General features: G+C 70.9%; 21 protein-coding genes. 7 read left to right on the forward strand and 14 right to left on the reverse strand.

Annotated features, from left to right (window positions below):
- Nucleotides 1-126: 126 nt before the first annotated feature.
- A complete protein-coding gene (locus RZO50_RS06085) occupies nucleotides 127-1,320 on the reverse strand; it encodes a Gfo/Idh/MocA family protein (RefSeq protein WP_322598831.1) in 1,194 nt (397 codons plus the stop codon).
- Between the two features lie 13 nt (nucleotides 1,321-1,333).
- Nucleotides 1,334-2,611, reverse strand: coding sequence for an ABC transporter substrate-binding protein (locus RZO50_RS06090; protein ID WP_322598832.1), 1,278 nt, complete (start codon nucleotides 2,609-2,611; stop codon nucleotides 1,334-1,336).
- Nucleotides 2,612-2,699: 88 nt separating this feature from the next.
- Between RZO50_RS06090 and RZO50_RS06095 the strand changes: the two genes are divergently transcribed.
- The gene (locus RZO50_RS06095) at nucleotides 2,700-4,040 is read left to right on the forward strand and encodes a sulfatase family protein (RefSeq protein WP_322598833.1); all 1,341 of its coding nucleotides are present in this window, start codon (nucleotides 2,700-2,702) and stop codon (nucleotides 4,038-4,040) included.
- A 54-nt stretch (nucleotides 4,041-4,094) separates the two neighbouring features.
- On the forward strand, nucleotides 4,095-4,799 hold the full coding sequence (locus RZO50_RS06100; protein WP_322598834.1) for a GntR family transcriptional regulator: 705 nt from the start codon (nucleotides 4,095-4,097) through the stop codon (nucleotides 4,797-4,799).
- Between the two features lie 15 nt (nucleotides 4,800-4,814).
- On the opposite strand, the gene RZO50_RS06105 is transcribed toward RZO50_RS06100, so the two are convergent.
- Genes RZO50_RS06105 through RZO50_RS06130 form a run of 6 tightly spaced genes read right to left on the reverse strand, consistent with a single transcriptional unit; the run spans nucleotide 4,815 to nucleotide 11,491 of the window.
- Nucleotides 4,815-5,783 (reverse strand): glycoside hydrolase family protein, encoded by a 969-nt coding sequence (locus RZO50_RS06105; protein WP_322598835.1) that lies wholly within the window; start codon nucleotides 5,781-5,783, stop codon nucleotides 4,815-4,817.
- Nucleotides 5,783-6,883, reverse strand: a complete 1,101-nt coding sequence (locus RZO50_RS06110; RefSeq protein WP_322598836.1) for a Gfo/Idh/MocA family protein — start codon at nucleotides 6,881-6,883, stop codon at nucleotides 5,783-5,785. The genes RZO50_RS06105 and RZO50_RS06110 overlap by 1 nt, the downstream gene beginning before the upstream one ends.
- 37 nt (nucleotides 6,884-6,920) lie before the next feature.
- Nucleotides 6,921-7,676, reverse strand: a complete 756-nt coding sequence (locus RZO50_RS06115; protein WP_322598837.1) for a cupin domain-containing protein — start codon at nucleotides 7,674-7,676, stop codon at nucleotides 6,921-6,923.
- Nucleotides 7,673-8,572, reverse strand: a complete 900-nt coding sequence (locus RZO50_RS06120; RefSeq protein WP_322598838.1) for a DUF6807 domain-containing protein — start codon at nucleotides 8,570-8,572, stop codon at nucleotides 7,673-7,675. The genes RZO50_RS06115 and RZO50_RS06120 overlap by 4 nt, the downstream gene beginning before the upstream one ends.
- Entirely contained in the window at nucleotides 8,569-9,687 is a 1,119-nt protein-coding gene (locus RZO50_RS06125; protein ID WP_322598839.1) for a Gfo/Idh/MocA family protein, read from the reverse strand. Before RZO50_RS06125 ends, RZO50_RS06120 begins: the two co-directional genes overlap by 4 nt.
- 28 nt (nucleotides 9,688-9,715) lie before the next feature.
- The gene (locus RZO50_RS06130; protein ID WP_322598840.1) at nucleotides 9,716-11,491 is read right to left on the reverse strand and encodes an ABC transporter ATP-binding protein; all 1,776 of its coding nucleotides are present in this window, start codon (nucleotides 11,489-11,491) and stop codon (nucleotides 9,716-9,718) included.
- Between the two features lie 103 nt (nucleotides 11,492-11,594).
- Between RZO50_RS06130 and RZO50_RS06135 the strand changes: the two genes are divergently transcribed.
- A complete protein-coding gene (locus RZO50_RS06135) occupies nucleotides 11,595-13,739 on the forward strand; it encodes a beta-galactosidase (protein ID WP_322598841.1) in 2,145 nt (714 codons plus the stop codon).
- Here the strand turns inward: RZO50_RS06135 and RZO50_RS06140 are convergent.
- On the reverse strand, nucleotides 13,726-14,748 hold the full coding sequence (locus RZO50_RS06140; RefSeq protein ID WP_322598842.1) for a LacI family DNA-binding transcriptional regulator: 1,023 nt from the start codon (nucleotides 14,746-14,748) through the stop codon (nucleotides 13,726-13,728). The two genes, RZO50_RS06135 and RZO50_RS06140, sit on opposite strands and share 14 nt — an antisense overlap.
- Before the next feature lie 168 nt (nucleotides 14,749-14,916).
- Between RZO50_RS06140 and RZO50_RS06145 the strand changes: the two genes are divergently transcribed.
- A complete protein-coding gene (locus RZO50_RS06145; protein ID WP_322598843.1) occupies nucleotides 14,917-15,903 on the forward strand; it encodes a serine hydrolase domain-containing protein in 987 nt (328 codons plus the stop codon).
- A gap of 123 nt (nucleotides 15,904-16,026) precedes the next feature.
- Here RZO50_RS06145 and pgm read toward each other — a convergent pair whose 3' ends face one another.
- Nucleotides 16,027-17,673, reverse strand: coding sequence for a phosphoglucomutase (alpha-D-glucose-1,6-bisphosphate-dependent) (gene pgm, locus RZO50_RS06150; protein WP_322598844.1), 1,647 nt, complete (start codon nucleotides 17,671-17,673; stop codon nucleotides 16,027-16,029).
- Nucleotides 17,674-17,737: 64 nt separating this feature from the next.
- A complete protein-coding gene (locus RZO50_RS06155) occupies nucleotides 17,738-18,655 on the reverse strand; it encodes a LysR family transcriptional regulator (protein WP_322598845.1) in 918 nt (305 codons plus the stop codon).
- 73 nt (nucleotides 18,656-18,728) lie between these two features.
- Here RZO50_RS06155 and RZO50_RS06160 point away from each other — a divergent pair, with 73 nt between their 5' ends.
- Together RZO50_RS06160 and pheA are read left to right on the forward strand one after the other, a co-directional pair.
- Nucleotides 18,729-19,694, forward strand: coding sequence for an EamA family transporter (locus RZO50_RS06160; protein WP_322598846.1), 966 nt, complete (start codon nucleotides 18,729-18,731; stop codon nucleotides 19,692-19,694).
- A gap of 13 nt (nucleotides 19,695-19,707) precedes the next feature.
- Entirely contained in the window at nucleotides 19,708-20,667 is a 960-nt protein-coding gene (pheA, locus tag RZO50_RS06165) for a prephenate dehydratase (protein WP_322598847.1), read from the forward strand.
- Nucleotides 20,668-20,671: 4 nt separating this feature from the next.
- Here pheA and RZO50_RS06170 read toward each other — a convergent pair whose 3' ends face one another.
- Both RZO50_RS06170 and RZO50_RS06175 read right to left on the reverse strand, forming a co-directional pair.
- Nucleotides 20,672-21,190 (reverse strand): GNAT family N-acetyltransferase, encoded by a 519-nt coding sequence (locus RZO50_RS06170; protein WP_322598848.1) that lies wholly within the window; start codon nucleotides 21,188-21,190, stop codon nucleotides 20,672-20,674.
- The gene (locus RZO50_RS06175; RefSeq protein ID WP_322598849.1) at nucleotides 21,183-21,719 is read right to left on the reverse strand and encodes a hypothetical protein; all 537 of its coding nucleotides are present in this window, start codon (nucleotides 21,717-21,719) and stop codon (nucleotides 21,183-21,185) included. Before RZO50_RS06175 ends, RZO50_RS06170 begins: the two co-directional genes overlap by 8 nt.
- 249 nt (nucleotides 21,720-21,968) lie before the next feature.
- Here RZO50_RS06175 and RZO50_RS06180 point away from each other — a divergent pair, with 249 nt between their 5' ends.
- Nucleotides 21,969-22,541: a 2-phosphosulfolactate phosphatase gene (locus tag RZO50_RS06180; protein WP_322598850.1), complete on the forward strand. Its 573-nt coding sequence runs from the start codon at nucleotides 21,969-21,971 to the stop codon at nucleotides 22,539-22,541.
- Here the strand turns inward: RZO50_RS06180 and RZO50_RS06185 are convergent.
- Nucleotides 22,501-22,989 (reverse strand): SprT-like domain-containing protein, encoded by a 489-nt coding sequence (locus RZO50_RS06185; protein WP_322598851.1) that lies wholly within the window; start codon nucleotides 22,987-22,989, stop codon nucleotides 22,501-22,503. The genes RZO50_RS06180 and RZO50_RS06185 overlap by 41 nt on opposite strands.
- Between the last annotated feature and the right edge of the window lie 56 nt (nucleotides 22,990-23,045).

Here is a 23,045-nt window from a genome sequence, read left to right on the forward strand (position 1 = left end):
CGGGTGCGGGAAAACGCTTGCTTGCAACCGTAAGACGCAGAAAAACGTTTCGCAAGAGCTGTCGTCCAAAAATTTTGAACGATTTATAACGGTCAGATCACGGCAGACGGTGAGCGCCCGCCGCGCTCAGAGCGGGGCATCGCCGAAGTCGGGGATGGGCAGTCGCTCCCCGCCGCGCAGCGCGGACTCGTGCGCGACGAGCCCGGGGACGGTGTACCGGGCCGCGACCCAGGCGTTCACCGGTGGCAGGGTGCCGGTGGCCACCGCGGTGACGAAGTCATCGACGAGGAACTGGTGACTTCCGTCGTGACCGTTCGGTGCCACGGCGTAGCTGTCAGGAAGGCGCCCGGTGTCGTGCACGGGTGCGTGACCGCTGATGAAGGCCGGCCTCAGATCGGGGGCGATATGGCGCAGCGCGGGGTCGTCCGCATCCATCGACGGGACGCACTCGAGGTCGGCGGAGACATCGTCCACGCCCGACTTGTCCTGCCAGACGCTCACTTCGGCGAGCTGCTCGAAGCTGCCCTCGGTGCCGAAGAAGCGGAAGCGCGATTCGCGGATGTGCGAGGGGTACCCGACGCGTCGGAACTCGTTGACACGCATGGCACCGCCGTCCGACATCTCGAACAGCGCCGAGGCGTTGGAGAAGTCGTTTCCGAAGTCGCTGACCTCGCGGTCGAACACGCCGTCGTCGCGGTCGTCGGCGATACCGACGCAGCTGACGCTCACGGCGTGCGCGTCCAGCGCGCCGAGCACCCCGCCGACCGAGTGCGTGGGGTACTTCATCGGCGGGAAGCTGGCGGTGCGCTTCCACTCCGGCCCCCCGCTGTACTGGTACGCGGCGTAGAAACCGAGGTCCATGTCGTGCACGTAGTCGCCCTCGACGTAGAAGACCCGGCCGAAGGCCCCCTGCTCGCGCTTGTCGCGGGCGAAGACCGTCGCGGGGTTGTAATGGCTGGTCTCGCCCATCATGTAGACCAGCCCGGTCCGGCGGACGGCGTCGAGGATGGCCGCGACCTCGTCGACCGTGAACGCCATCGGCACCGTCGAATACACGTGCTTGCCCGCTTCGAGGGCCGCAACCGCCTGCGGTCCGTGCGTCCACCGCTGCGTGAAGATCGCGATCGCGTCGACGTCGGAGGCGAGCATCGCGTCGACGTCGTCGAACGTGCCGGTCAGGTCGCACTCGTCGACCAGGGCGGTGGCCCGCTCGGGGATCACGTCGGTGACGTAGATGTCGCCGACTCCGGGGTGCAGAGCGAACAGGGGGGCGAAGTGGCGGGCGAACTGCCCGGCTCCGACGATGCCGATGGAGATCATGGGTGTGCCTTTCTCAGCCGAGGACGACGTCCATCTCGATGAAGAACTGGTCGACCGCTTCGGGGATGGTGAGGGTGCCGAATCCGAGCTCCACGCCCAGCTGGCGGAACTTCTCCTCGAGTGAGCCCTGTCCCGACACCGGCAGCGGCGGCGGGTCGCCGAGGCGGTCGGTGATCGACGCCTCGTATTCCTGCACCTGGGTCTCGATGGGGCCGAGCTCCATGCCGGCCAGTTGCGTCGAGGACGCGGGCAGGCCTCGGTTCGTGCCGAAGATCTCGCCGACCTCGGGGCTGTTGACCAGGAAGTCGGTGAAGATCGCGGCCTCGTCCGGGTGGTCGGTCGTGGCGGCGATCGTGTAGAGCATCGAAGACTTCAAGAACATGTCCTTCGAGCCCTCGATGAGGGTCGGCGGCGCGACCAGCGCGATCTGCTCGGGGTCGACGCCGAGGTTCTGCACGTAGCTGGCCCCGAAGTTGTCCCACTGCAACTCGCTGGCCGCGACGGACGCGTCGAAGGCCGTGAGCGGGCTGAGCTCCTCCAGGCGCTGCTGCGAGACGGCGACGCCGTCGCGCAGCGATGCGCCCTGCTCCCAGAACTCCGTCAGGCGCTCGCGGTCGAAGCCGGGCTGTCCGTCCTCTGTGAAGAGGTTCCCGCCCTCGGCGCGCAGCTGCAGTTCGAAGTTGCGGAAGCCGACGGTCCAGTCCGTGCCGCCGAAGATCCCCGCGTCGGCTCCGGCGGTGGTGGCCTCGGCCATCCACTGGTTGTACTCCTCCCACGTGCCCGCCTCGAAGGGCTCCATGCCCAGCTCGTCGAGCAGGCCGAGGTTGTAGAAGGCGCCGAAGGTGTTGGTGGAGGTGGCGATTCCGAGCGTCTCGCCGTCGAAGACGCCGAGAGCGAGCACCTCGTCGCTGAGGGTGTCGGTCTGCAGCGGGTCACCGAGGTAGGGGTCGAGGGGAAGGAGCAGACCCGCTTCGCCGTACTGACGCAGGTACTGCTCGCTGAACTGCATCACATCCGGGAGTCCGCCGCCGGCGGCTTCTGTCTGACGCTTCTCCCAGAACTCGGCGAAGCCGAGGAAGGTCGAGCGGATCTCGATGTCGGGGTGCTGCTCTTCGAACAGTGCGATCGACTCCTCGTACATCTCCGCGCGCACGTCGTTGCCCCAGTAGGCGAAGTCGAGCGTGACGGGTCCCTCCGAGGCGGCGTCGTCGCCGGCGGAACACCCCGCGAGGGTCGCGGTCGCGATGACGGAACCCGCGGCGAGCGCGGTCCAGCGGCGATATCGGAACATCCTTGTCCTCCTATGATCGTTTGGCGATAAGTAGCATGCTACACGGTAGCATGCTACTTGTGAACGCCTTTCGGGAACGGAGACCGCAATGACCCACCCCAATATCCTTCTGCTGCACTGCCACGACCTCGGCCGCTTCCTCTCCGCCTACGGGATCGATACCGTGCAGTCTCCCGCACTGGACGCGCTGGCGGCGGACGGCATCGTCTTCGAGCGGGCGTTCGCCACCGCGCCGCAGTGTTCTCCTGCGCGCTCGTCGCTGTTCACCGGCGACTATCCGCAGCAGACCGGGGTCTTGGGTCTCACGCACGACCCGCACGGGTGGGACATGGTCGATCCTTCCCGGCACGTGGCCACGCACCTGCGTCGGGCCGGGTACGCCACCGAGTTGGTCGGCATCCACCACGAGTCCCGCACGCTGCCGGATGCCGAGGTGGCGGACCGGCTCGGATTCGACCGCGTCGACACCGGCGGCTACGCCCCCGACGTCGCGCGGCGCGCCGCGGCGGCCGTCCGACGGCGAGCCGGACAGGAGCGGCCGTTCTACCTGCAGGTCGGATTCATCGAACCGCACCGACTGCAGTCGGACCGTGATGAGGCGGGAGTCGTCGGGTTTCTCGGCTCCCACATCCAGCCCGACGACGAGCGCGGCGTCACCGTCCCGCCCTACCTTGAGGACACCGCCTCCAGTCGCGCCGAGATCGCCGAGCTCCAGGGTGCGGTCCGTGTGATGGACGCCGCCGTCGGGGAGGTGCTCGCGGCGCTCAAGGAGGCCGGTGTGGCAGAGGACACGCTGGTGGTGTTCACCACCGATCATGGGATCGCGATGCCGAGGGCCAAGTGCTCCCTGTACGAACCGGGACTCGAGGTCGCCTTGATCATGCGCGTGCCGTGGCGGCGCGATCTGGCCGGGCGTCGCCCGCAGGCGATGGTCTCGCACCTGAGCGTCGTCCCGACCCTCCTGGATGCCGCCGGCGAGATCGGCGCCGAGCGCACCGCGCCGAACCTGATCGCCGTCGCCGACGACCTCGAGCCGGGGCAGAGCGAGGTGTTCGGGCAGATGACCTACCACAACTACTACGACCCCAAGCGGAGCGTCCGCGACGAGCGGCACAAGCTCATCGTCAACTACTCCAACGCGCCCCTCGCCATGGACCCCACGCAGTCGTGGGCGCACCGTTCTCTGCCCCTGGGCCTTGATCGCGGCAACATGCCGAACAACCGCGAACGCGAGCTCTACGATCTCGTCGCCGATCCGCTGGAGCTGACGAACCTCATCGCCGACCCCGCGCACGCCGACGTGCGCGACCGGCTCCAGGCCGATCTCGACGCGTGGATGCGGCGCGTGGACGACCCGCTGCTGGCGGGGTTCATCCCGGCCCCGCGCACCCGGGCGACGATCCCGGGAGCGGTCCCGGCGTCCTCGTGACGCCCGGTCGCGCGCCGCGTGTGGCGACGCGGCGCGGCGCCCTACACTGAGCAGATGCCCAGCGTGCGTGCCGCGGAATCGACCTCGGAGCAGGTGTTCCTGACCCTGCGCAACGAGATCATGCAGGGTGAGATGCCCTCGGGGAGCCGCCACTCGATCTACACGCTGGCCGACCGGCTCGGCGTCTCCCGCACCCCGGTGCGGGAGGCCGTGCTGCGTCTGGCCGACATCAACCTGGTCACGATCGAGCGCAACCGCGGCCTCGTCGTCCGTCGCATCTCGCTGGCCGACATGGAGTCCGCGTTCGAGATGCGCTTCCTGGTGGAAGGCGGGGCGGTGTCGTTCCTGGCGACGCCGGACGCGCGAGACATCTCCCCCGATCTCGCCCCGCACACCGCGCGTTTGCGTGCGGCCCTCGACATCGAGGACGTCCCGACCTTCGTGGCAGCCGACCGGGCGTGGCACGACACGCTCGTCGCGGTGATGGAGAACCCCTGGATGCAGTCGCAGATCCAGAACCTGCGCTTTGCCACGCCCCCGCCGCCCGAGCGGGTCCAGCCTCCCCACGTCCGCCTCGGGGCCATCCTCGACGAGCACGCCGCGATCACCGACGCGATCGCCGCGGGGGATCGCCGGGCCGCGGTCGATGCGATGCGGGTGCACCTGCGCAAGACGGCGCGCTCACTCGTCCCGCATGCCGATCGCGCCGACCTGTCGGATGCGTGGCCGACGACTCTCGCGCGCCACTACCCGGCGTGACCGGCACCCGCGGTGTCAGCGCGTGGCCACCAGTCGGCCATCGACCGCCGTGAGGCGCGCCCGCTGCACCGAACTGCGTCGGTGGGCATCGCCCATGGCATCGTTGATCTCGGATCCGTCCCACCACGGATGGGTGAAGAAATAGATCCAGCCCGCGTCCTCAGCGTCGGCGACGACCATCGCGTGGCGTCCGATCTGCGCGCCGGAGCCCACGGGGCCCGACTCGTCGAGGAGAAGCGTGTCCTGCCGCTCCCACACGACGGCGTCGCGTGAGCGGTGCACCGCGAGTCCCCGCCACTCGTCGGTGATCATCCACCACCAGCCGCCGAGCTCGATCGCGAACGGCCCCTCGTGCGGGCGGCCGCCGATCGCCGTGCCGGCCGCCTCCCACGCGGCCAGGTCCCCCGACACGGCCACCTTCGTGATCGAATCGGCCGCCTCGTCCTTGTACCACAGGCGCCACCGGCCGTCGGGGCAACGCCGCACGGCGGCGTCGATCACGCGGTCGCTGTCCAGCGGGATGGGTCCCACACGGCGCCAGACGGCGAGGTCGTCGGAGGCGTACTCGACGATGTGGCGGGCGTGGCCCTCCCAACGGTCGGGGATTCCGGCGATCTCGGTGAGGTACATCCGCCACCCGGTGCCGTCGTGGATGACATCCGGCGCCCAGTGCGTGCGGTCGACATCCCGCGGGGGAGAACCTGCCGAAAGGGTCAGAGTCCCGGAGGATCCCGGCGCGAGCGTGCCGACGTATCGCCAGCGTTCGCCGTCGTCGCTGCGGGCGACACCCACGCGGCTGCCGTGCACCCATGCGACCCCGGGGCCGGGGTCGGGGTGCGTGGCGCGCCGCTGGGTGTAGAACATCCACCACCCGTTGGGGGTGCGCACGACGGTGGGGTCGGTCGCGCCGTCGTAGACGGGATCGCGATACACCTCGCCGAGTGCGGGATCGGTCGGGAGAGGACCGCGGGGCCCGCGCGGCATCAGGGCGTCCGCAGATCGATGACCGGGCTCTCGAAGCCTCGACGATGGGTCGGATGCGCGGCGAGCTCCTCGGGGGTGACCGGGCGTCCGTCGGCCGCGGCCGACGCGTACATCGCCGCCACCAGCTCCAGCGACCTCGCCGGGGCGTCTGCCGTCGGCGGCAGAGGCGCCCCCGCGCGCAGCGCGGCGAACACATCGTGCAGGAGAGGAGCGTGACCGCTGGCGACTTCGTGCGCGGGCAGCGCCCAGTCCGCGGCGTCGGGCTCGAAGCCCGGCGCCGGAGTGATCGACCAATTCTCATGGCCGTGCCCGTACAGGTGGTCGACGGTGACGGTCGCCTTCCGCGTGTCGATGCGGATCGAGCTGGTCTGCCGCGGCGAGACCGTGCTCGAGACCACCTGCGCGACGGTGCCCTGCGCGAACCGCACGGTGGCGGTGGAGGCGTCCTCGGTCTCGGTCTCGCGGTCGAGCCGCCACAGGCGCGCTTCGACGCTCGCCCACTCGCCGAGGAGGAATGCCAGCAGATCGAGCTGGTGGATGGCGTGGCCGAGCGTCGTGCCGCCGCCCTCGGTGCTCCACTTCCCCCGCCAGGGAACGGCGAAGTAGTCGGCGTCGCGGAACCACAGGGTCTGGCACTGCGCGAGCAGGGGCCGTCCCAGCGCGCCGTCGTCGAGGAGGCGCTTGACGTGCGCCGCGGCGGTCCCGGTGCGCTGCTGGAACACAACGGCCAGTCGACGGTCGGCGGTCGCGGCCGCGCGGCGCATCTCGTCGAGTTCCGCCAGGCTCGGTGCCGGGGGCTTCTCGACCACCACGTGCGCGCCGGCCGCGAAGGCGGCGAGGGCCTGCTCGCGGTGCACCGCCGGTGGGGTGCAGATCAGGACGACCTCCGGTCGCTCGGCGCTCAGCAGGGCGTCCAGGTCGGCGGAGACCGTCGGCACGTCATGGGCCTGCGCGAAGGTCCGCGCCGCATCCGGCGAGATGTCGGTGACGGCCACCAGCTGGGCCGCGGGGTCCGCGGCGACCGCTTCGGCGTGGAGCCGGGCCACGCTGCCGGTCCCCACCAGGGCGCAGCGCAGCGGTCGGTCGGTGTCGAGGAGCATGGGATCCCTTCCTTCGTGACGGATGGCGGGGGACCGGTCAGGTCGAGGGCCAGCGCCAGGTCTGCAGGCGCCCGCACATGCCGAACCGGCGCGGTCCGGGCGCGGGGTCCGCACGCACGACCGTCGCGTCGCCCATCAGGCCCGGGTGGCCCTCCGCGAGGGAGGCCAGCTGATCGCGCGTGCGGTTCGTCTCGGCGGCCACCGTCCGTTCCCACATCTGCTGCCAGTGCGCGACGCGCGGCCGGACCAGTCTCGCGGCGCGGCGTTGGAACTCGGCGTAGGCCTCCGGGCCGCGGTCGCGGATGGCGGCGCGCAGCTGGCCGTAGCCCTCGAGCGCCAGGTCGCGGCTGCGGCGTGCGGCGGAGGCCACGAGATCGGCGTCGCCCTCGGGCAGGGATGCCGCCGCGGCGTACGCGTCGGCATCCTCCAGCACCTCCGTCGGGAAGGTCAGAACCGCATCACCCGCCTCGGGAAGGCCCGCGTTCTGCATGACCACGACGAGTCGGAGGTCGCCGCGGTTGACCAGTCGATGCACGGTGCCCGGAGAGAAGTAGACCACCTCGCCGGGTGCCAACGGGTGGATGGCCGCCCCCTCGTGCGACAGCGTATGCACCTCACCGATACCGCCGGTGACCACGTAGCCCTCGCCCGAGGCGGTGTGCAGGTGCGGGGACCCCCCGGCCAGTCCGTCGGGGCCCTCGGCGTCGTACACGCACAGGTCGCTGACCGCGACCCCGCCGGGGAAGATCGGCGGGATGCGGATGGCGCCGGTCAGCGGATGCTTCGTGCTCACGGCGCCAGCTCCTCCGCGATCGAGCGCGTCTTTTCCGCATCCCAGATGCGATCCCCGAAGACGTACCGATGCGACAGGGAGATCTCCGCCTCGGGCGCGACGTAGATGTGCTCGTCGAAGGACGGCGACGGGCTGAGCACCGGAAACGGTTCGCTGCGCACGAACCACTTCACCGGCGGTGGCGCCGAGGACGCCCCCGCGTAGGAGAGCACCGTCCCGCCGCCGTCGACATCGTCGTGCCGACCCGAGAAGGCGACCCATTCTGCGACGGCCCCCATGAGTTCGTCCGGGTCCGAGGCGTCGGGGGAGATCACCGTCCCGCCGGTCCACGCGCGCGGCATGCGCAGGAAGAAGCCGGTGTAACCCGCCTTCGCACGCCCCTGCGTCGTCGGACTTCCGAGCTCGAGGGTCCTGCCGCTGATGTTGCGCAACGTCGTGTCGAAGTCGAGGACCCACAGCCCCCGTTCGCGGTCGACGCCGCCGAACCGGTGGGTGCGCGTCTCGGCGACCCACTCGCTGCCCGCCTGCGTGATCCACGTGAGCTGTTCGGTGAAGGAGACCTCCTCCCCGGCGTCGACGAGGGCGTCGAAGTCGTCGTGACGCATCCGGCCGACGTTGTCGCGCGCGACATAGCCCTCCCCGTCGATGTAGGTCGGGCCGCCCCAGAAGTTCTCGCCGGACACATGGGTCCACGTGAACTGAAGACCCTTGTGCCAGCGGTGATCCCACGGGCGGTACCCGGTCAGAACACCCCCGTCCAGGGCGCGGATCGGGTGCAGGTAGGGCTTCGGGCCCTCGAAGGTCGGTGCGTCGGATGCGAACACGTACGTCGCGATCTCAGTGCCGTCCGCGCGGACGACCAGCCGATCCTCGCCGCGGGTGATGGTGAGCGTCATGCCGAAACCCCCTTGATCGGCGCCCAGGGAGCGCCGTCGCCGTCCATTCGGGTCACGAAGGCATCGTCTCCCGAAATCTCTCCCGCAGCCACCGGTCGCCCTCGGAAGGCCGACGCGTATGTCGCCGCAGCGAACTCCAACGTGCGGCGGGCATCGGCGATCGACACGCCCGGTTCACCGCCGCCGCGCAGGGCGTCGATCACGGCGGCGAACTGCATCCGGTGTCCGCTGATTTCGGCGGCGTCGTCCTCGCCGGCCGGCCAACGGTCGGCGAGGTGCTCGTGGCCGGGGGCGGGCGTGAAGGTCCAGTCCGCATCGGTGTACCCGTACAGATGCTCGACCTCGACCGTGGCGAACTCGAAGTCGAACCGCAGGCGCGAGGTCTCGCGCGGGGAGACGACGGAGTTGACCACGGTGGCCAGTGCGCCGCTGTCGAACCGCGCGATCGCCAGCGAGACATCCTCGGTGTCGGTCGGGCGGGACTGGCGGGCGGCCATCGCCGTCACCTCCGCCCAGGGGCCCAGGATGCTCAGCAGAAGGTCGAATTGGTGGATGCCGTGGCCCATGGTCGGCCCGCCCCCCTCGGTGTCCCACCGTCCGCGCCATGGCACGGCGAAGTAGTCGTCGGGTCGATACCAGAGGGTCTCGCAGGTCGCCACCTGCGGGCGCCCGAGCGCGCCCTCCCTGGCGAGGGCGCGCAACCGCACCGCGGCGGGCCCGAAGCGATGCTGGAACACCGTCAGTGCGGGAACCCCGGTCTCGGCATGGACGGCGACGAGCTCGTCGATCTCGGCGAGGCTCAACGCCGTCGGCTTCTCCACGAGCACCGGGACCCCCGCCCGCATCGCGGCGGTCGCGAGAGGCGTGTGCGTCTTCGGCGGGGTGCACACCGAGACGAGGTCGAGATCCGCCTCGGCCAGCAGTCGGTCGGCGGTGCCGTACGTGGCCGGTCCGCCGAAGAGCGCGGCGAATTCGCTCGCGCGGTCCGCGTCGACATCCGCGACACCGACGAGCTCGATGTGCGGCGCCAGCTCGGCGATCGCCGACGCGTGGGCGTGGGCGATCGCGCCGGTGCCGATGATCCCGGCCCGCAGCGGCGGGGGTGTGATGGTCACGGGGACTCCTCCTCGAGTCGGTGGTCGATCAGGCCGATCCGGCCTGTGTCAGGTGCAGGTCGGCGTAGCGACCTTCCAGATCGAGCAGGTCGCGGTGGCTCCCCTGCTCGACGATGCGGCCGTGCTCGAGGACGACGATCCGATCCGCTCGGCGGATCGTCGAGAGCCGGTGGGCGACGACGAGGGTCGTGCGCCCCGCCATCAGGCGTTGCAGGGCCTCCTTGACGAGCTGCTCGGACTCGGGGTCCAGCGCACTGGTCGCTTCGTCCAGGAGGAGGATGCGCGGGTCGCGGATGAGGGCGCGGGCGATGGCGAGCCGTTGCCGTTGACCCCCGGACAAGCGCGCGCCGCGCTCGCCGACCAGCGTGTCCAGGCCCTGGGGCTGCGCGTTGACGAACTCCAGCGCGTTCGCGTCGGCGAGGGCCTGGTGGATCCGCTCGTCGGAGACGTCCTCCAGCCCGTAGGCGATGTTCTCCCGGATGCTGCCCTCGAACAGGACCGACTCCTGCGGGACGACGGAGACGAAGCGTCGGGCGGTGCGCAGGTCCAGTTCCTGCATGTCGACGCCGTCGAGCAGGATGCGACCGCCGGTGGGGCGGAGGAATCCCAGAACGAGGTTCAGCATCGTCGACTTGCCGGATCCGCTGGACCCTACGAAGGCGACCGTCTGGCCGGACGGGATCTGCAGATCGATGTCGTGCAGCGAGTCTTCGTCGGCTCCGGGGTACCGGTGGCTGACCGCCGACAGGGTGATGTCGCCCTGAACCGACTCGACCGCGCGCTTGCCCTCGTTCAACTCCAGGTCCGGCTCCTGGGTCACTTCGGCGATCGAACGAACGGATTCCAGGCCGCGGGCGCCGACGGGGATCAGCATGAGCAGCTGGGTGAGCCCCTGGGTCAGCAGGGTGAAGTACGTCGACAGCAGGACGACCTCGCCCGGGGTGATGGGCAGGATCCCGGTCAGCGCGAAGACGGCGGCCAGCACCAGGCACCCCACCCCCAGCAGTTGCATCGCGACCCAGGAGATCGATGCGACGTGCCCGTTGAGGATGTCGAGGTTCAGTCCGGCGCGTCGCACGCCGTCAGCACCGGTGGCGACTCGGGTCACGGCGGTGCGCTCGAGGCCGTGGGCACGTGTGACCGGGATCAGGGAGGCCATCTCGCCGACGCGCGCCGAAAGCACTTCCACCTCGCGGCGGAAGAGCTCGTTGCGGGTGCGCGAACGTTTCCGCAGTCCGTAGCGGATGCCGATCGCGATCGGGACGGCGAGGGCGTAGACCGGGAGGAACTGCGGGACGGCGACCGCGGTCATCGCGAGGGCGCCGATCATCACCATCGTCGCCGACAGCAGCGGGTGCGTCACCTGCTGCAGCATCAGCTCGACGTTCTCGACGTCGCGCACCACCTTGGTCTGCACGATGGACGAGCTGACGCGGGAGTGATAGCCGATCGACAGGCTCTGCAGGCGCTGCGCGAGCGCGTTGCGCAGATCCGCCCCGGTGTCGCGCACGACGGTCATGAACTGGCGGGTGTAGAGGATGTGATTCGGGTAGTTCTGGATCAGCAGGACGGCCGCGAGGGCGAACCACCACAGCACCGCGCTGACGTCGCCGTCATCGGCGACGATGTCGATGATCGCCGCGGTGATGACGGGAAGGAACCACAGCGGGATCTCCTTCAGCGCGAAGGCGAGCACGGCGATGAGCATGCGCCACGGGCGGCGCAGCAGAAGCCGGATCACCGAGCGCGCGGGACGGCGGCCGTCGATGGCGTCCGTCAGATCGGGAAGCGTTTTCCGAGTCATCGTCTCCATGCTAGCGCGCTCCGGGATCCTCGTCACGGCCGGTTGGCCGCCGGCTCCGGGAAGATCAGCAAGCGTTTTCTCACTCGGGTCGGATTCTGGTTCGATGGAGGAGATGCCTGCGCAGCGACATACCGCGTCCGTCCCCGCCCTCTCCGACGCGGATCTCGTCCTCGATGCCGGAATCGGCCCGGATCACGGGATGACCGACCGCGCCGTCCTCGTCGATGCGCGGCCCGTGTTCCCGCGCAGCGGGGAGATCCACTACTCGCGGATCCCGCGCGCGGACTGGAGTCGCGTCCTGCACGCGGCGGCGGCCGGTGGGCTCACACACGTGGCCACCTACGTGCTGTGGAACCACCACGAGCCGGTCCGGGGCCAGGCGGACTTCTGCGACGGACGGGATCTGCGGGCCTTCCTCGAGCACGCCCGCGACGCCGGACTCGGAATCGTCCTCCGCATCGGGCCCTACGCGCACGCCGAAGCCAGGTACGGCGGCCTGCCCGACTGGCTCGTCGACGGGGGAACGGCCGTCCGGACGGACGACCCGGCGTATCTCGACGAGGTCCGGCGCTGGTACCGGCGGATCGCCGTCGAGACCGAGGGCATCGACCTGTTCGCGGTGCAGGTCGACAACGAGCTCTACGACCGTCCCGAGCACCTCGCCACGCTGCGCGCGATCGCCGAGGAGGTCGGCATCTGCGCCCCCTTCTGGGTTGCGACGGGGTGGGGAGGCGCGCAGCTGCCCCCCATGCTCGTGCCGACCTACGGCGGCTATCCCGACTCCTTCTGGGTCGAAGCCTCCGACGTGCGCGACGACCGAAGCCTCAGCAACTTCGAGATCACGCCGCGTCGCGACGACGACTCGATCGGTGCCGACCATCGCGGGGATGCGCGCGGCGCGGCCGACCGGGTGCGGGACCGCTTCCCCTATCTCACGTGCGAACTGGGCGCCGGCATGGTCTCCGCGTACCACCGGCGACCGGCGGTGTCCGCGCGCGATGTCGAAGCACTCGCCATGGCCAAGCTCGCCTCCGGCAGCTCGTGGCAGGGGTACTACATGTACGCCGACGGTCGGAATCCGCGGCGGGGACTGCAGGAGCAGCACGCGCTCGGCGAACCGAACGACTTCATCGAGATCGGATACGACTTCGGCGCCGCCGTGACCGTGGACGGCGCGGTCCGCGAGACCTGGGCACGACTGCGACGCCAGCATGCGCTCCTGGCGTCGTGGGGGTGCGAACTCGCCGACATGCCCGTCACCTTCCCGGCGTCCCGGTCGACCCGCGACGACACCGCCCTGCGGTGGTCGGTGCGCTCCGACGGGAATCGCGGATTCGTCTTCGTCGTGAACCACCAGGCGCATACCGCCATGCCTGACCACGCGAGCGTGGTCTTCGACATCGAGCTCCCCGATGGTGCCGCGCGCTTCCCGGCGGTGGACATCCCCGGGGGCGCCGTGTTCGCGTGGCCCTTCGGCTGGACCCTGGGCGCCGCCTGCATCCGGACGCTGACCGCCCAGCCGGTCACCGAGACGACCTGGCGCCAGGCACCCCTCCTCGTGGTCGCCGCGACGGACGGCATCGACGTGATGCTCGACGTCGAGGACGCCGAGGTGAGGGGGAAGGTGGCACTGCGCTTCGGCGACGTGTACGAGCTGGTGCGGGACGGCTCGCTCACCTCGCGTGTACTGGTCGTCGAGCCCGACACGGCACTCGCGCTCAGTGTGGATCGGGGACGCCTCGTCCACACCTCCGGAGCCGTGCACGGCGGATGGGTCGTCTCCCACGACGCGACCGAGGTCTGGTGTCTGCAAGATGAGGGGTGGATGCACGCCGGAGCCGTGCGAGCAGAACGGCGCGCTGCGACCGTGCGGCCCCTGCGGGAGGCCGCCGCCCCTCCCGCGCCGCGCGCCGCGCCGAACGGGCGCGCATCGATCCCCGCCGACTGGACGGGAGCAGCCGCGGTCCGGGTCTCGCTCGGCGAGGTGCCCGACGCCGGCGCACTCGTCCTCGAGTGGCACGGCGACCTCGCCCGCGCGTGGGCGGGCGACCGTCTCGTCTCCGATGCGGTGTGGAACGGCCGCCCCTGGCGCATCCCCGCGGCCGATCTCGTCGGTCTCGAGGAGCTCCGCCTGGAGATCCTGCCGTACGGCGCCGGCGGACACATCCATATCATCGCCGGCCGGCCCGACGCGGCCAGGATCGAACGGGCCGCGTGGCAAATCCCCGGGCGCTTCAGACTGCCGTGACGTGCGCGCCGGCCGTCGACGCCCGCACGACCAGCTCCGGCTCGAACATCACCTTCGCGCCGTCGGGTTCGTCGCCGGTGATGCGGGCGATGAGCAGTTCGGCGGCCCTTCGCCCCATGTCCCGCGCCGGCTGGCGCACCGAGGTCAGTGGAACGGCGGCGACCGAGGCGAACTCGATGTCGTCGTATCCGACCACCGCGATGTCCTCGGGCACGCGCACGCCCGAGGCGATGAGCCCGAAGACGATGCCGCACGCGAGATGGTCGTTGGCGGTCACGATTCCGTCCGGGCGTTCGTCAGGCGCGGCGGCCGCGATGCGTTCGCCGAGTTCGCGGCCCAGCTGCGCCGTCGTGCGAGCCGACCAGATGACATCGATCGTCGCATCCGGATACGCCGACACGGACTCCCGGGCGCCGGCGAGGCGTTCTCGCACCTGACGGACCTCTTCGCGCGCCCCGACGAAGGCGAGGCGGCGGCGACCGGCCTGCAGCAGGTGGTCGGCGGAGAGTCTGCCCCCGGCCACGTCGTCGAACGACACGGCCGACAGGGTGCCGTCGTCGTCGACCGCATCCACCAGAACCACCGGGATGCCGCGCGCACGCAGCATCGAGATGGACTCGTCCGGCGACCCGTACGGCGAGACCAGCACCCCCTCCACCTGAACGCGCTCGAACAGTCGCAGGTGCTCGCGCTCCTTGTCGGCGTCGTCGTCGTCGTTGCCGACGAGGATCCGGTACCCGGATTCGGCGGCGGCCTCCTCTGCCCCCGACACCATGGCCGCGAAGAACGGGTTGGCGATGTTGATCACGGTCATCCCGAGCAGCCCGCTGCGTCCGGCGCGCAGCTGCTGCGCCGCCTGCAGGGGGACGTATCCGAGGTCGTCGGCGGCCGAGCGAACCCGCGCCACGAGCTCGTCGCGCACGCGCTCCGGGCGATTCAGGGCATTGGAGACGGTGCTGATGGACACCCCGGCCCGTTCGGCGACATCGCGGATCCCCACGCGCTTCATCGCATCCTCGCGTCCTCCGGCTCTCGGCGGCCGGCATCCCCATGGTAGGCGCTTTCCAGAAAAACGTTCTGCGAATCACAGGATGTCGGAGAATCGTCGCGATGTCGGAGGATCCGGCCGATATCCTCCGACGAACGCGCGATCATCCGACCAACGGGAAGCGACACGATGACACAGACGTACGCCGCCGCCTTCGACTGGGCGCGGCAGCAGGTCGACGCGGGCGCGCTGCCCACCGCCGTGCTCGGCGTCGCCGACCGGTCCGGCGTCGTGGCGCTGGACGCGTTCGGACACACCGAGGGTCGCCCCGCGACCGTCGACGACCACTACTTCCTGTGGTCGATCACGAAGGTGCTCGTGGGCCTCACGGCCGCCCGAGCGATCGAGCGCGGTCTCGTCACGCCCCAGACCCCGCTGACCGACGCCCTGCCGCCGTTCGGGAGGGACCGGGACGATGCCGTCCTGCTGCGTCACCTGGTCTCGCACACCGCGGGCATCCCCGAACCCGCCCTCGATCACCGCGGCGCCCTCCGGGAGGCGCTTCTCGCCTCGGGACGCGACTTCGCCGCAGGGACGATGTCGCGCTACTCCTCGGTCGCCTTCGACGGGGTGGCGGCACTCCTCGAACACGCCGCGGGTTCGTCGTGGGAGTCGCAGCTGGGCGCGTGGACGGCGGCGGCTGGAGCCGACGGGGTGACCCTGGACACCTCGTGCGATCCTCATGCCGTCCCGGATGCGTCGACCAAAGGCGTGGACATGTCCGCCTTCGCGGCCCTCCGGCATCCGGGCGCGGGCGCGATGGCACGTGCGAGCGACCTTCTGGCGATCGGGTCGGCGCTGCTGAGGGAGGGCGACGAGATCATCGCGCCGGCCACGCTCGCCATGATGCGACGCCCGCTCACCGGCGACATCCCCCGTCTGGAGCCGTACCCCGCGGAGCGCGGGCAGGACTGGGGCTTCACGTGGAACCTGCGCTCACGCGCACCGGGCCTCATCGACACCGACGTGTACGGGCACGGAGGCTGGGCGGGGACCGAGTTCTGGATCCACCCCCGGCTCGGCGTGGCCTACGTTCTGCTCACCAACCGCGCCGAACGTCCGGGCGTCGACGCCGACCGCCTCGACAACGCCGTCGCCGCAGCCGCCTCCCGCTGACCTCGAGCCACCCCTTTACCGCCGAGTCGCCCCGTTGCATCTCGGAGCAAAGGGGCGACTCGGGCACAAAGGGGTGGCTCGGTCGCCGACCTGGCACGCGCCGACCGCGGGACGGTGCGGGCGTCAGGCGTCGCCGAGTGCGGCGGTGATGACCGCGCGGGCCTCCTCCTGCACCCGACGCAGGTGCTCCTCGCCGCGCAGGGACTCGGCGTACAGCTTGTACACGTCCTCGGTGCCGGACGGGCGCGCGGCGAACCACGCGCCGTCGGTCTGCACCTTCAATCCGCCGATCGCCGCGGCGTTGCCGGGGGCGTGGGACAGCTTCGCGGTGATCGGCTCGCCGGCGAGCTCCGTTGCGCTGACCGACTCCGGCGCGAGCTTGCCGAGTGCCGCCTTCTGCTCCGGCGTCGCGGGAGCGTCCACGCGCTGGTAGACGGACGCCCCGTACTCGGCTTCGAGTTCGGCGTACCGCTGCGAGGGGGTCTTCCCGGTGACCGCGAGGATCTCGGCGGCGAGCAGACACAGCAGGATGCCGTCCTTGTCCGTGGTCCACACCGAGCCGTCCGTGCGCAGGAAGGACGCGCCCGCCGACTCCTCGCCGCCGAACGCGACCGATCCGTCGAGCAGGCCCGGGACGAACCATTTGAATCCGACCGGCACCTCCAGCAGCGTGCGGCCGAGGGCTGCGGCGACCCTGTCGATGATCATCGACGACACGAGGGTCTTGCCCACCGCGGCGTCGGCCGGCCAGTCCGGGCGGTGCGCGTAGAGGTAGTCGATCGCGACCGCGAGGTAGTGGTTGGGGTTCATCAGCCCCGCGTCCGGGGTCACGATGCCGTGCCGGTCGGCGTCGGCGTCGTTGCCGGTGAGGATGTCGTACTCGTCGCGGCGCGCGACCAGAGACGCCATCGCCGAGGGCGAGGACGGATCCATCCGGATCTTCTCGTCCCAGTCCAAGGTCATGAAGCGCCAGGTGGGGTCGACGTCGGGGTTCACCACGGTGAGGTCGAGCCCGTAGACCTCGGCGATGAGCGCCCAGTAGTCCACCGACGCCCCACCCAGCGGGTCGGCGCCGATCCGCACGCCGGCGGAACGGATGGCTTCGACATCGATGATGTGGGCCAGGTCGCGGACGTAGACGTCGCGGAAGTCGTACTCGCCGATCGTCGACTCGTCGAGATCCTTGAACGGGGTGCGCTTCACGCCCTCCAGCCCCGCGGCGATCAGGGCGTTGGCGCGGTCGGCGATCCACCCGGTCGCGTCGGTGTCGGCGGGGCCGCCGTGCGGCGGGTTGTACTTGAACCCGCCGTCGCGCGGCGGGTTGTGGCTGGGCGTGACGACGATGCCGTCCGCGCGCCCCGGGTCCGCGGCGTCGCGGCCGGCGTTGTAGGTGAGGATCGCGTGACTGAGCGCGGGGGTCGGGACCCACGAGTCGCGGGAGTCGCGCCGCACATCCACACCGTTGGCGACCAGCACCTCCACGGCCGTGCGCTCGGCCGGAAGTGACAGGCCGTGGGTGTCGCGACCGAGGAACAGGGGACCCGAGATGCCCTGGGCGGCGCGATAGTCCACGATCGCCTGGGTGGTCGCGAGGATGTGGTCCTCGTTGAAGCTCGTGGACAGCGACGAACCGCGGTGGCCGCTGGTGCCGAACGCGACCCTCTGGGCGGGGATCGAGGCGTCGGGCTTTCGGTCGTAGTACGCCGCCAGCAGCTCGTCGATGTCGATCAGGTCGGATGCCTCGGCGGGGGTTCCAGCGCGGGTGCTCATGGACCCCATTGTGCCCCGAGCGACCGGCTTTTCCACCCTCCGGGTGTCCTTCGACCGCGAGTGCTCACGTGTCGATGGCGGCGCCGGCCTCGGTGAGGGCCGCGAGCACGGCGCGGAGGGCGGGTGCGTCGGACTGTGAGCGTCGGTGCACGGCCACCACGTCGCGGGTGGAGGCCGGGCGCTCGGTGGGGACGGCCACGAGGTCCGCACCGAGGGGGCCGCGGCCGAGTCGAGGCACGAGCGCGACGACCGACCCGGTACGGGCCAGAGTGAGGTGGTTCTGGAACTCCATCGACTCGTGCACCACGCGGGGCGCGTTGCGAACGCCGTCGAACAGCCGTCGCAGCCACTGGCGGCAGATGGTCGTGTCGAAGGTCGCGACCCACCGCTGCTCGGCGAGTTCTTCCGGGCGCAGCGAGGCGCGCACGGCGAGAGGGTGATCGCGGCGCATCACCACGTCGGCGACATCGGTGAACAGGGGTGTCACGACGAGGTGATCGGGGATCGAGAGGGCCACGCCGCCCCACTGGTGGGCGATGCCGAGGTCGCGCTGCCCGGACGCGACGAGGGCCACGGTCTCCCACGGCTCGCTCTCGCGCGTGAGGATGTTCAGGCGCGGGTGCGCGGCGGCGAGGTCGACGAGCACGGGTGCGAGCAAGCCGCGGACGACGGTCGAGAACGCGGCGAGGCGCACGTCTCCCGCGAGCTCGGCATCCTCGGCGGGATGCGCGCGGAGGTCGGCGCGCAGCCGCTCGAGCTCTTCAAGTATCGGAGTCGAGCCGACGACCAGGTGGGCGCCGGCCTCGGTGAGCGCCACGCCGCGGCCGACCCGCTCGAGCAGAGCGACGCCGGTCTCGCGCTCGAGCCGTTTGATCTGCTGCGACACGGCCGAGGGCGTGAATCCGCGCGCGGCCGCCGCAGCGACCACGCTCCCCTCACGGGCGACGGTGCGCAGGGACTCGACGGCTTCGAGGTCGATCATGAAGCAATGCTACTGATTCAAGCCAAGAAACCATTGCTTGTGCTTTATGACCGTTGTGGGATGGACTGACGCCATGACGAGACGGGACATGATCCTCGCGGCGGGGGTCGCAGCGGCGTGGGGACTGAACTTCCTCGTCATTGACGGGGGGATGGGCGGCATCCCACCCCTGCTGTTCGTCGCTGTCCGCTTCGCCGTCGTCGCTCTCTTCATCGTCGTCGTGCCCCGACCGGCGGCGTCGTGGAGGACGATCGTCGGGGTGGGCCTGTTCATGAGCCTCGGGCAGTTCGGCCTCCTCTACACGTCGATGGCCCTCGGCCTCCAGCCGGGGCTGGCCGCGCTGCTGCTGCAGGCCCAGGCGGTGTTCACCGTGGTCATCGCCGCCGGCGTCCTGCACGAGCGACCCACACCCTCGCAGGCGACCGGCGTCGTCCTCGGGGTGGTCGGTCTCGGCGTCGTCGCCGCAGGCCGCGGGGGCGAGGCGCCCGCGATCACCGTGGCTCTCGCGCTCGCGGCAGCTCTGTCGTGGGCGATCGGCAACGTGATCTCCCGCCGGGCCGGCATCGTGACGGGGCGGGGCCGGTGGGGGGCGCTGTCGCTGACGGTGTGGTCGGCCACCGTGGTGCCCGTTCCTGCCCTGGTGCTGGCGGTCGCCGTCGACGGGCCCTTGGCGGTGTCGGCGGGGCTGGCCGCGTTCGGGCCCGCGGCGGCCCTCTCGACCCTGTACACGGCCGGACTGTGCACACTCGTCGGCTACGCCGTCTTCAACGGCCTCCTGGCGCGCAATCCCTCCGCCGCCGTCGTGCCGTGGGTTCTCCTGGCCCCCGTGGTGGCGATGGTCGCGGCGGCCCTGCTGCTCGGCGACATCCCGACACCCGCCGAGATCGGCGGCGGTGCCCTGCTAGTGATGGGGGTGCTCATCACGGCCATCCCGCCGCGAACCCGGCGGAGGCTGCCGCGGTCGGTGCGCGGTACCGCTGCCGCGGGCGATGCCGCGGCTGTGGACAACGTGAGGGGGCAGCCCGTCGTTCGCGACTAGGCTTGCCGCCGTGATGCCCGAGTCCGCAACCGTGCCCGCTCTTCGCCAATACAGCTACCTCGGGCCGGCCGGAACCTTCACGGAGGCCGCTCTGGCGCAGGTCCCCGAGGCGCGCGGGCAGCGGTGGAAGTCGGTCCACAACGTCGGTGAGGCGCTCGCCGACGTCGTGGAGGGCAGCTCGCACGCGGCGATGATCGCGATCGAGAACTCCGTCGACGGAGGGGTCTCGACCGCGCAGGACGCTCTCGCCACGATCCCGGGGCTGCGCATCATCGGCGAATACCTGGTGCCCGTCGATTTCGTCCTCGTCGCGCGTCCGGGTGTCCGCCTCGACGAGGTCACCCTCGTCTCAGCCCACCCCGTGGCCTATGCGCAGTGCCTGCAGTGGCTCAGCCGGACCCTGCCCGAGCACGCGCACATCCCGGCCGCGAGCAACGTCGCCAGTGCGCTGGGCATCCTCGAGGGGACGAGCGATGCGGATGCCGCGATCGCTCCTCCGGGGATCCTCGACCACCACGAACTCGATCTGCTCGCCGAGAAGATCGGCGACAACGAGAACGCGGTCACCCGGTTCGTGCTGGTGGGGCGCACGGTCGCACCGCCGCCCGCAACCGGTGCCGACAAGACCTCCCTCATCGTCGAGCTGCCCGATGACCATCCGGGTGCTCTGCTGGAGATGCTCGAGCAGTTCGCCACCCGCGGCATCAACCTGTCCCTGCTGGCCTCGCGTCCGATCGGCGACTCGCTCGGCCGGTACCGGTTCGTCATCGACGCCGACGGCCACATCCAGGACGAGCGGATGGCGGACGCTCTGATGGGGCTGCGGCGGTTCAGCCCGAAGGTGATCTTCCTCGGCTCCTACCCGCGCGCGGACCGTTCGATCGTCCGGTACTCCGAGCGGTACTCCGACGAGGTGTTCGTCGAGGCGCGCGACTGGCTCCGCGGCCTGATCTCCGGCGAACCGGGCGTCTGAGCGCTCAGGCGCCGGATCCGATCCGGACGAGGCGGACCTCGCGGATCGGCACGCCGTCGATCGACGGCGTCTTCGCGGCCCCGTCCGGGGTGAACCCGTGACGACGGTAGAAGGCGCGGGCGCGCGGGTTGTCTTCGAGCACCCAGAGGGAGGCGGCCGCATCGCCGATCGCGGCATCCAGCAGCATGTCGGCCACCCCCGTGCCGTAGTCGGCCTCGAGGACGTAGATGGCGTAGAGCTCACGCCGACCCGGAACGGCATCGTCGTCGCGGCAGCGACCTGCGGAGGCGAACCCGATCACATCGCCGTCGAGCTCGGCGACCCAGACCTCGCCCGCCTCCCCGGCGACTTCCCCCGCGAGGATGCGACGCCACACCTCGGCCCGTGATGTGACATCCATGCCGTCCAGGACCTCGTCCGGGATGCGCCCGGTGTAGGCCTCGCGCCACGACGTGACGTGCACGGCCGCGATCGCCGCGGCGTCGCCGGACCGCGCGCGCCGCACGGCGTAGGTGTCAGTCACCGCCCGCTCCGGGGTCGAGCTCGGGATCCCCGTCGTGCGCCCATGTGGGGGCCAGGGATCGGATGCGCGCTCCGCGCCACTGCCAGATCGTCCACATCATCGGCCACATCAGCGCGGCGGTCGGGCCGTCGAACACCAGGCGGTCCCGCCAGAGGGTGCGATGCGGGTCGCCGGGGGCGGGGGAGACGGCCATCTGGTGGTCCCATACATCCAGCGACGCCAGTGGCCCGGTGAGCGGGATGCCGCTGTCGCGGAAGATGCGCACCGTGCCGCCGGGCTCCTCCACTTCGCGGTGACTGACGTGGATGAGCTGGCTGCCGAGCGGCAGGGGCCCGGTCTCGAGGGTCACCGGGACGTCGTCTCCGACCTCCCACCGGGAGGGCAGTCCGGACGGGACGACGGGGGCCATCGAGACCATCGGTCCGTACAACTCCGCCACGGCGCGCGGCGAGTGCAGGGCGCGCCACGCGGCGTCGGGGTCGCAGTCGATCACGAGCTTCAGCAGAACGCGCATGCTCCATCGTGTCACCGTGCGACGCTCCCGGCGCAAGATCCGCCGATCTCCGTCCCGGTCCGCGCCTCACGCCGCCCCGGACGCCGTCGGAGTTCGCTTCGGTTGGCGATGGATGTCGCGATCCGGCCCGATTCCGGCATCCGGTGACAGGTGAATGCCCGATTCCGGCATCCGGTGACAGGTGAGTCCCGGCGCTCGCCGTCGCGTTTCGGCGTGTGACGGGCCGGCCGTGCGAGGCCACCCCGGCGACGTAGGCTTCTGCGCGTGAGTACGCCGTTCGATCAGCAGCGCTATCAGATTCGCCACGAGTGGGGCAGCGCGGGTCTCGCGCGTCTCGCGCCCGCCGACGTCGTCGTGGTCGTGTCGGTCCTCGGCGACGCGGTGCCGATCGCCGATGCCGCCCACGCGACCGGTGCGATCGTCCTGCTCGGCGGCCTGCGCAATGCGTCCGCGGTGGCTGCCGCGGTCGCGGACGAGCAGGCCCTCCGGGGCGCCCGGACCAGCGTCTCGGTCATCTCGGCCGGGGAGGAATCCGCCACCGGCCAGCGATTCGCCGTGGAGGATCAGTTCGGAGCCGGCGCCGTGATCGACGCGCTCGGGCTCCGCGGCATCGACCACACCTCGCCCGAGGCGGCGGCGGCGGCGGAGTCCTACCGTGGACTCGGTCGCGCGGTCCGGCACCTGCTCACAGCCGGGGGGACCGGTCAGCGGCTGATCGCCGACGGGCGGCGTGATGAGGTCCTGCGCGCATCCGAGCTCGACGTCAGTGACGACCCGCGCGTGTACGCGCCGGCGCTCAGCGGGGCGTCAGTGCCGACAGGCGCGTCGCGGGAGTGATCTCGCGCCGCGTCCAGGCGAGCAGGTGACGCTCGTCGAATCGTGGTGCGCACCGCGCGCAGGACGTCGGACGCGACGCCCGCCGGTGTCGGTAGGCGACGTGTCCCGCCGGACACACGCCCACCCAGGGTGCCAGCTCGGTGGCGGTCTCACCGTGATGCGTCGTGCCGCCGACGTAGCCGAGGTCGCGGGCGACCGCCTTCCACTGCGGCCCGTGTCCGGCAGACGCACCCGCCAGGGCGTGGGCGACCTCGTGCAGCAGAGTCTGGTGGTTGGTGTCGTCGTCGTAGCGGGCGGAGAGATAGCGCGACACGGTGATGCGACGGCGCGCGAAGTCGCACTGGCCGGCACGGCGCTTGGCATTGTCGAAGCCGAACGTCCACGACGGATCCAGGTGGGCCGTGATCAGGGCCTCCGCCCACTGGCGTATGCGATGCGGTTCTGACATGCGGGAAAAACTAGAACATACCTACGACACGGAAGGGGGCGGATGCGGCGGGCGAC

The sequence above is a fragment of the Microbacterium xanthum genome (assembly GCF_034531355.1).
Classification (GTDB): domain Bacteria; phylum Actinomycetota; class Actinomycetes; order Actinomycetales; family Microbacteriaceae; genus Microbacterium; species Microbacterium xanthum.

Coding starts and splice junctions, on each gene's coding strand:
- RZO50_RS06085 (WP_322598831.1), bottom strand. CDS start 1,320: ATGATCTCCATCGGCATCGTCGGAGCCGGGCAGTTCGCCCGCCACTTC.
- RZO50_RS06090 (WP_322598832.1), bottom strand. CDS start 2,611: ATGTTCCGATATCGCCGCTGGACCGCGCTCGCCGCGGGTTCCGTCATC.
- RZO50_RS06095 (WP_322598833.1), top strand. CDS start 2,700: ATGACCCACCCCAATATCCTTCTGCTGCACTGCCACGACCTCGGCCGC.
- RZO50_RS06100 (WP_322598834.1), top strand. CDS start 4,095: ATGCCCAGCGTGCGTGCCGCGGAATCGACCTCGGAGCAGGTGTTCCTG.
- RZO50_RS06105 (WP_322598835.1), bottom strand. CDS start 5,783: ATGCCGCGCGGGCCCCGCGGTCCTCTCCCGACCGATCCCGCACTCGGC.
- RZO50_RS06110 (WP_322598836.1), bottom strand. CDS start 6,883: ATGCTCCTCGACACCGACCGACCGCTGCGCTGCGCCCTGGTGGGGACC.
- RZO50_RS06120 (WP_322598838.1), bottom strand. CDS start 8,572: ATGACGCTCACCATCACCCGCGGCGAGGATCGGCTGGTCGTCCGCGCG.
- RZO50_RS06130 (WP_322598840.1), bottom strand. CDS start 11,491: ATGACTCGGAAAACGCTTCCCGATCTGACGGACGCCATCGACGGCCGC.
- RZO50_RS06135 (WP_322598841.1), top strand. CDS start 11,595: ATGGAGGAGATGCCTGCGCAGCGACATACCGCGTCCGTCCCCGCCCTC.
- RZO50_RS06140 (WP_322598842.1), bottom strand. CDS start 14,748: ATGAAGCGCGTGGGGATCCGCGATGTCGCCGAACGGGCCGGGGTGTCC.
- RZO50_RS06145 (WP_322598843.1), top strand. CDS start 14,917: ATGACACAGACGTACGCCGCCGCCTTCGACTGGGCGCGGCAGCAGGTC.
- pgm (WP_322598844.1), bottom strand. CDS start 17,673: ATGAGCACCCGCGCTGGAACCCCCGCCGAGGCATCCGACCTGATCGAC.
- RZO50_RS06155 (WP_322598845.1), bottom strand. CDS start 18,655: ATGATCGACCTCGAAGCCGTCGAGTCCCTGCGCACCGTCGCCCGTGAG.
- RZO50_RS06160 (WP_322598846.1), top strand. CDS start 18,729: ATGACGAGACGGGACATGATCCTCGCGGCGGGGGTCGCAGCGGCGTGG.
- pheA (WP_322598847.1), top strand. CDS start 19,708: ATGCCCGAGTCCGCAACCGTGCCCGCTCTTCGCCAATACAGCTACCTC.
- RZO50_RS06185 (WP_322598851.1), bottom strand. CDS start 22,989: ATGTCAGAACCGCATCGCATACGCCAGTGGGCGGAGGCCCTGATCACG.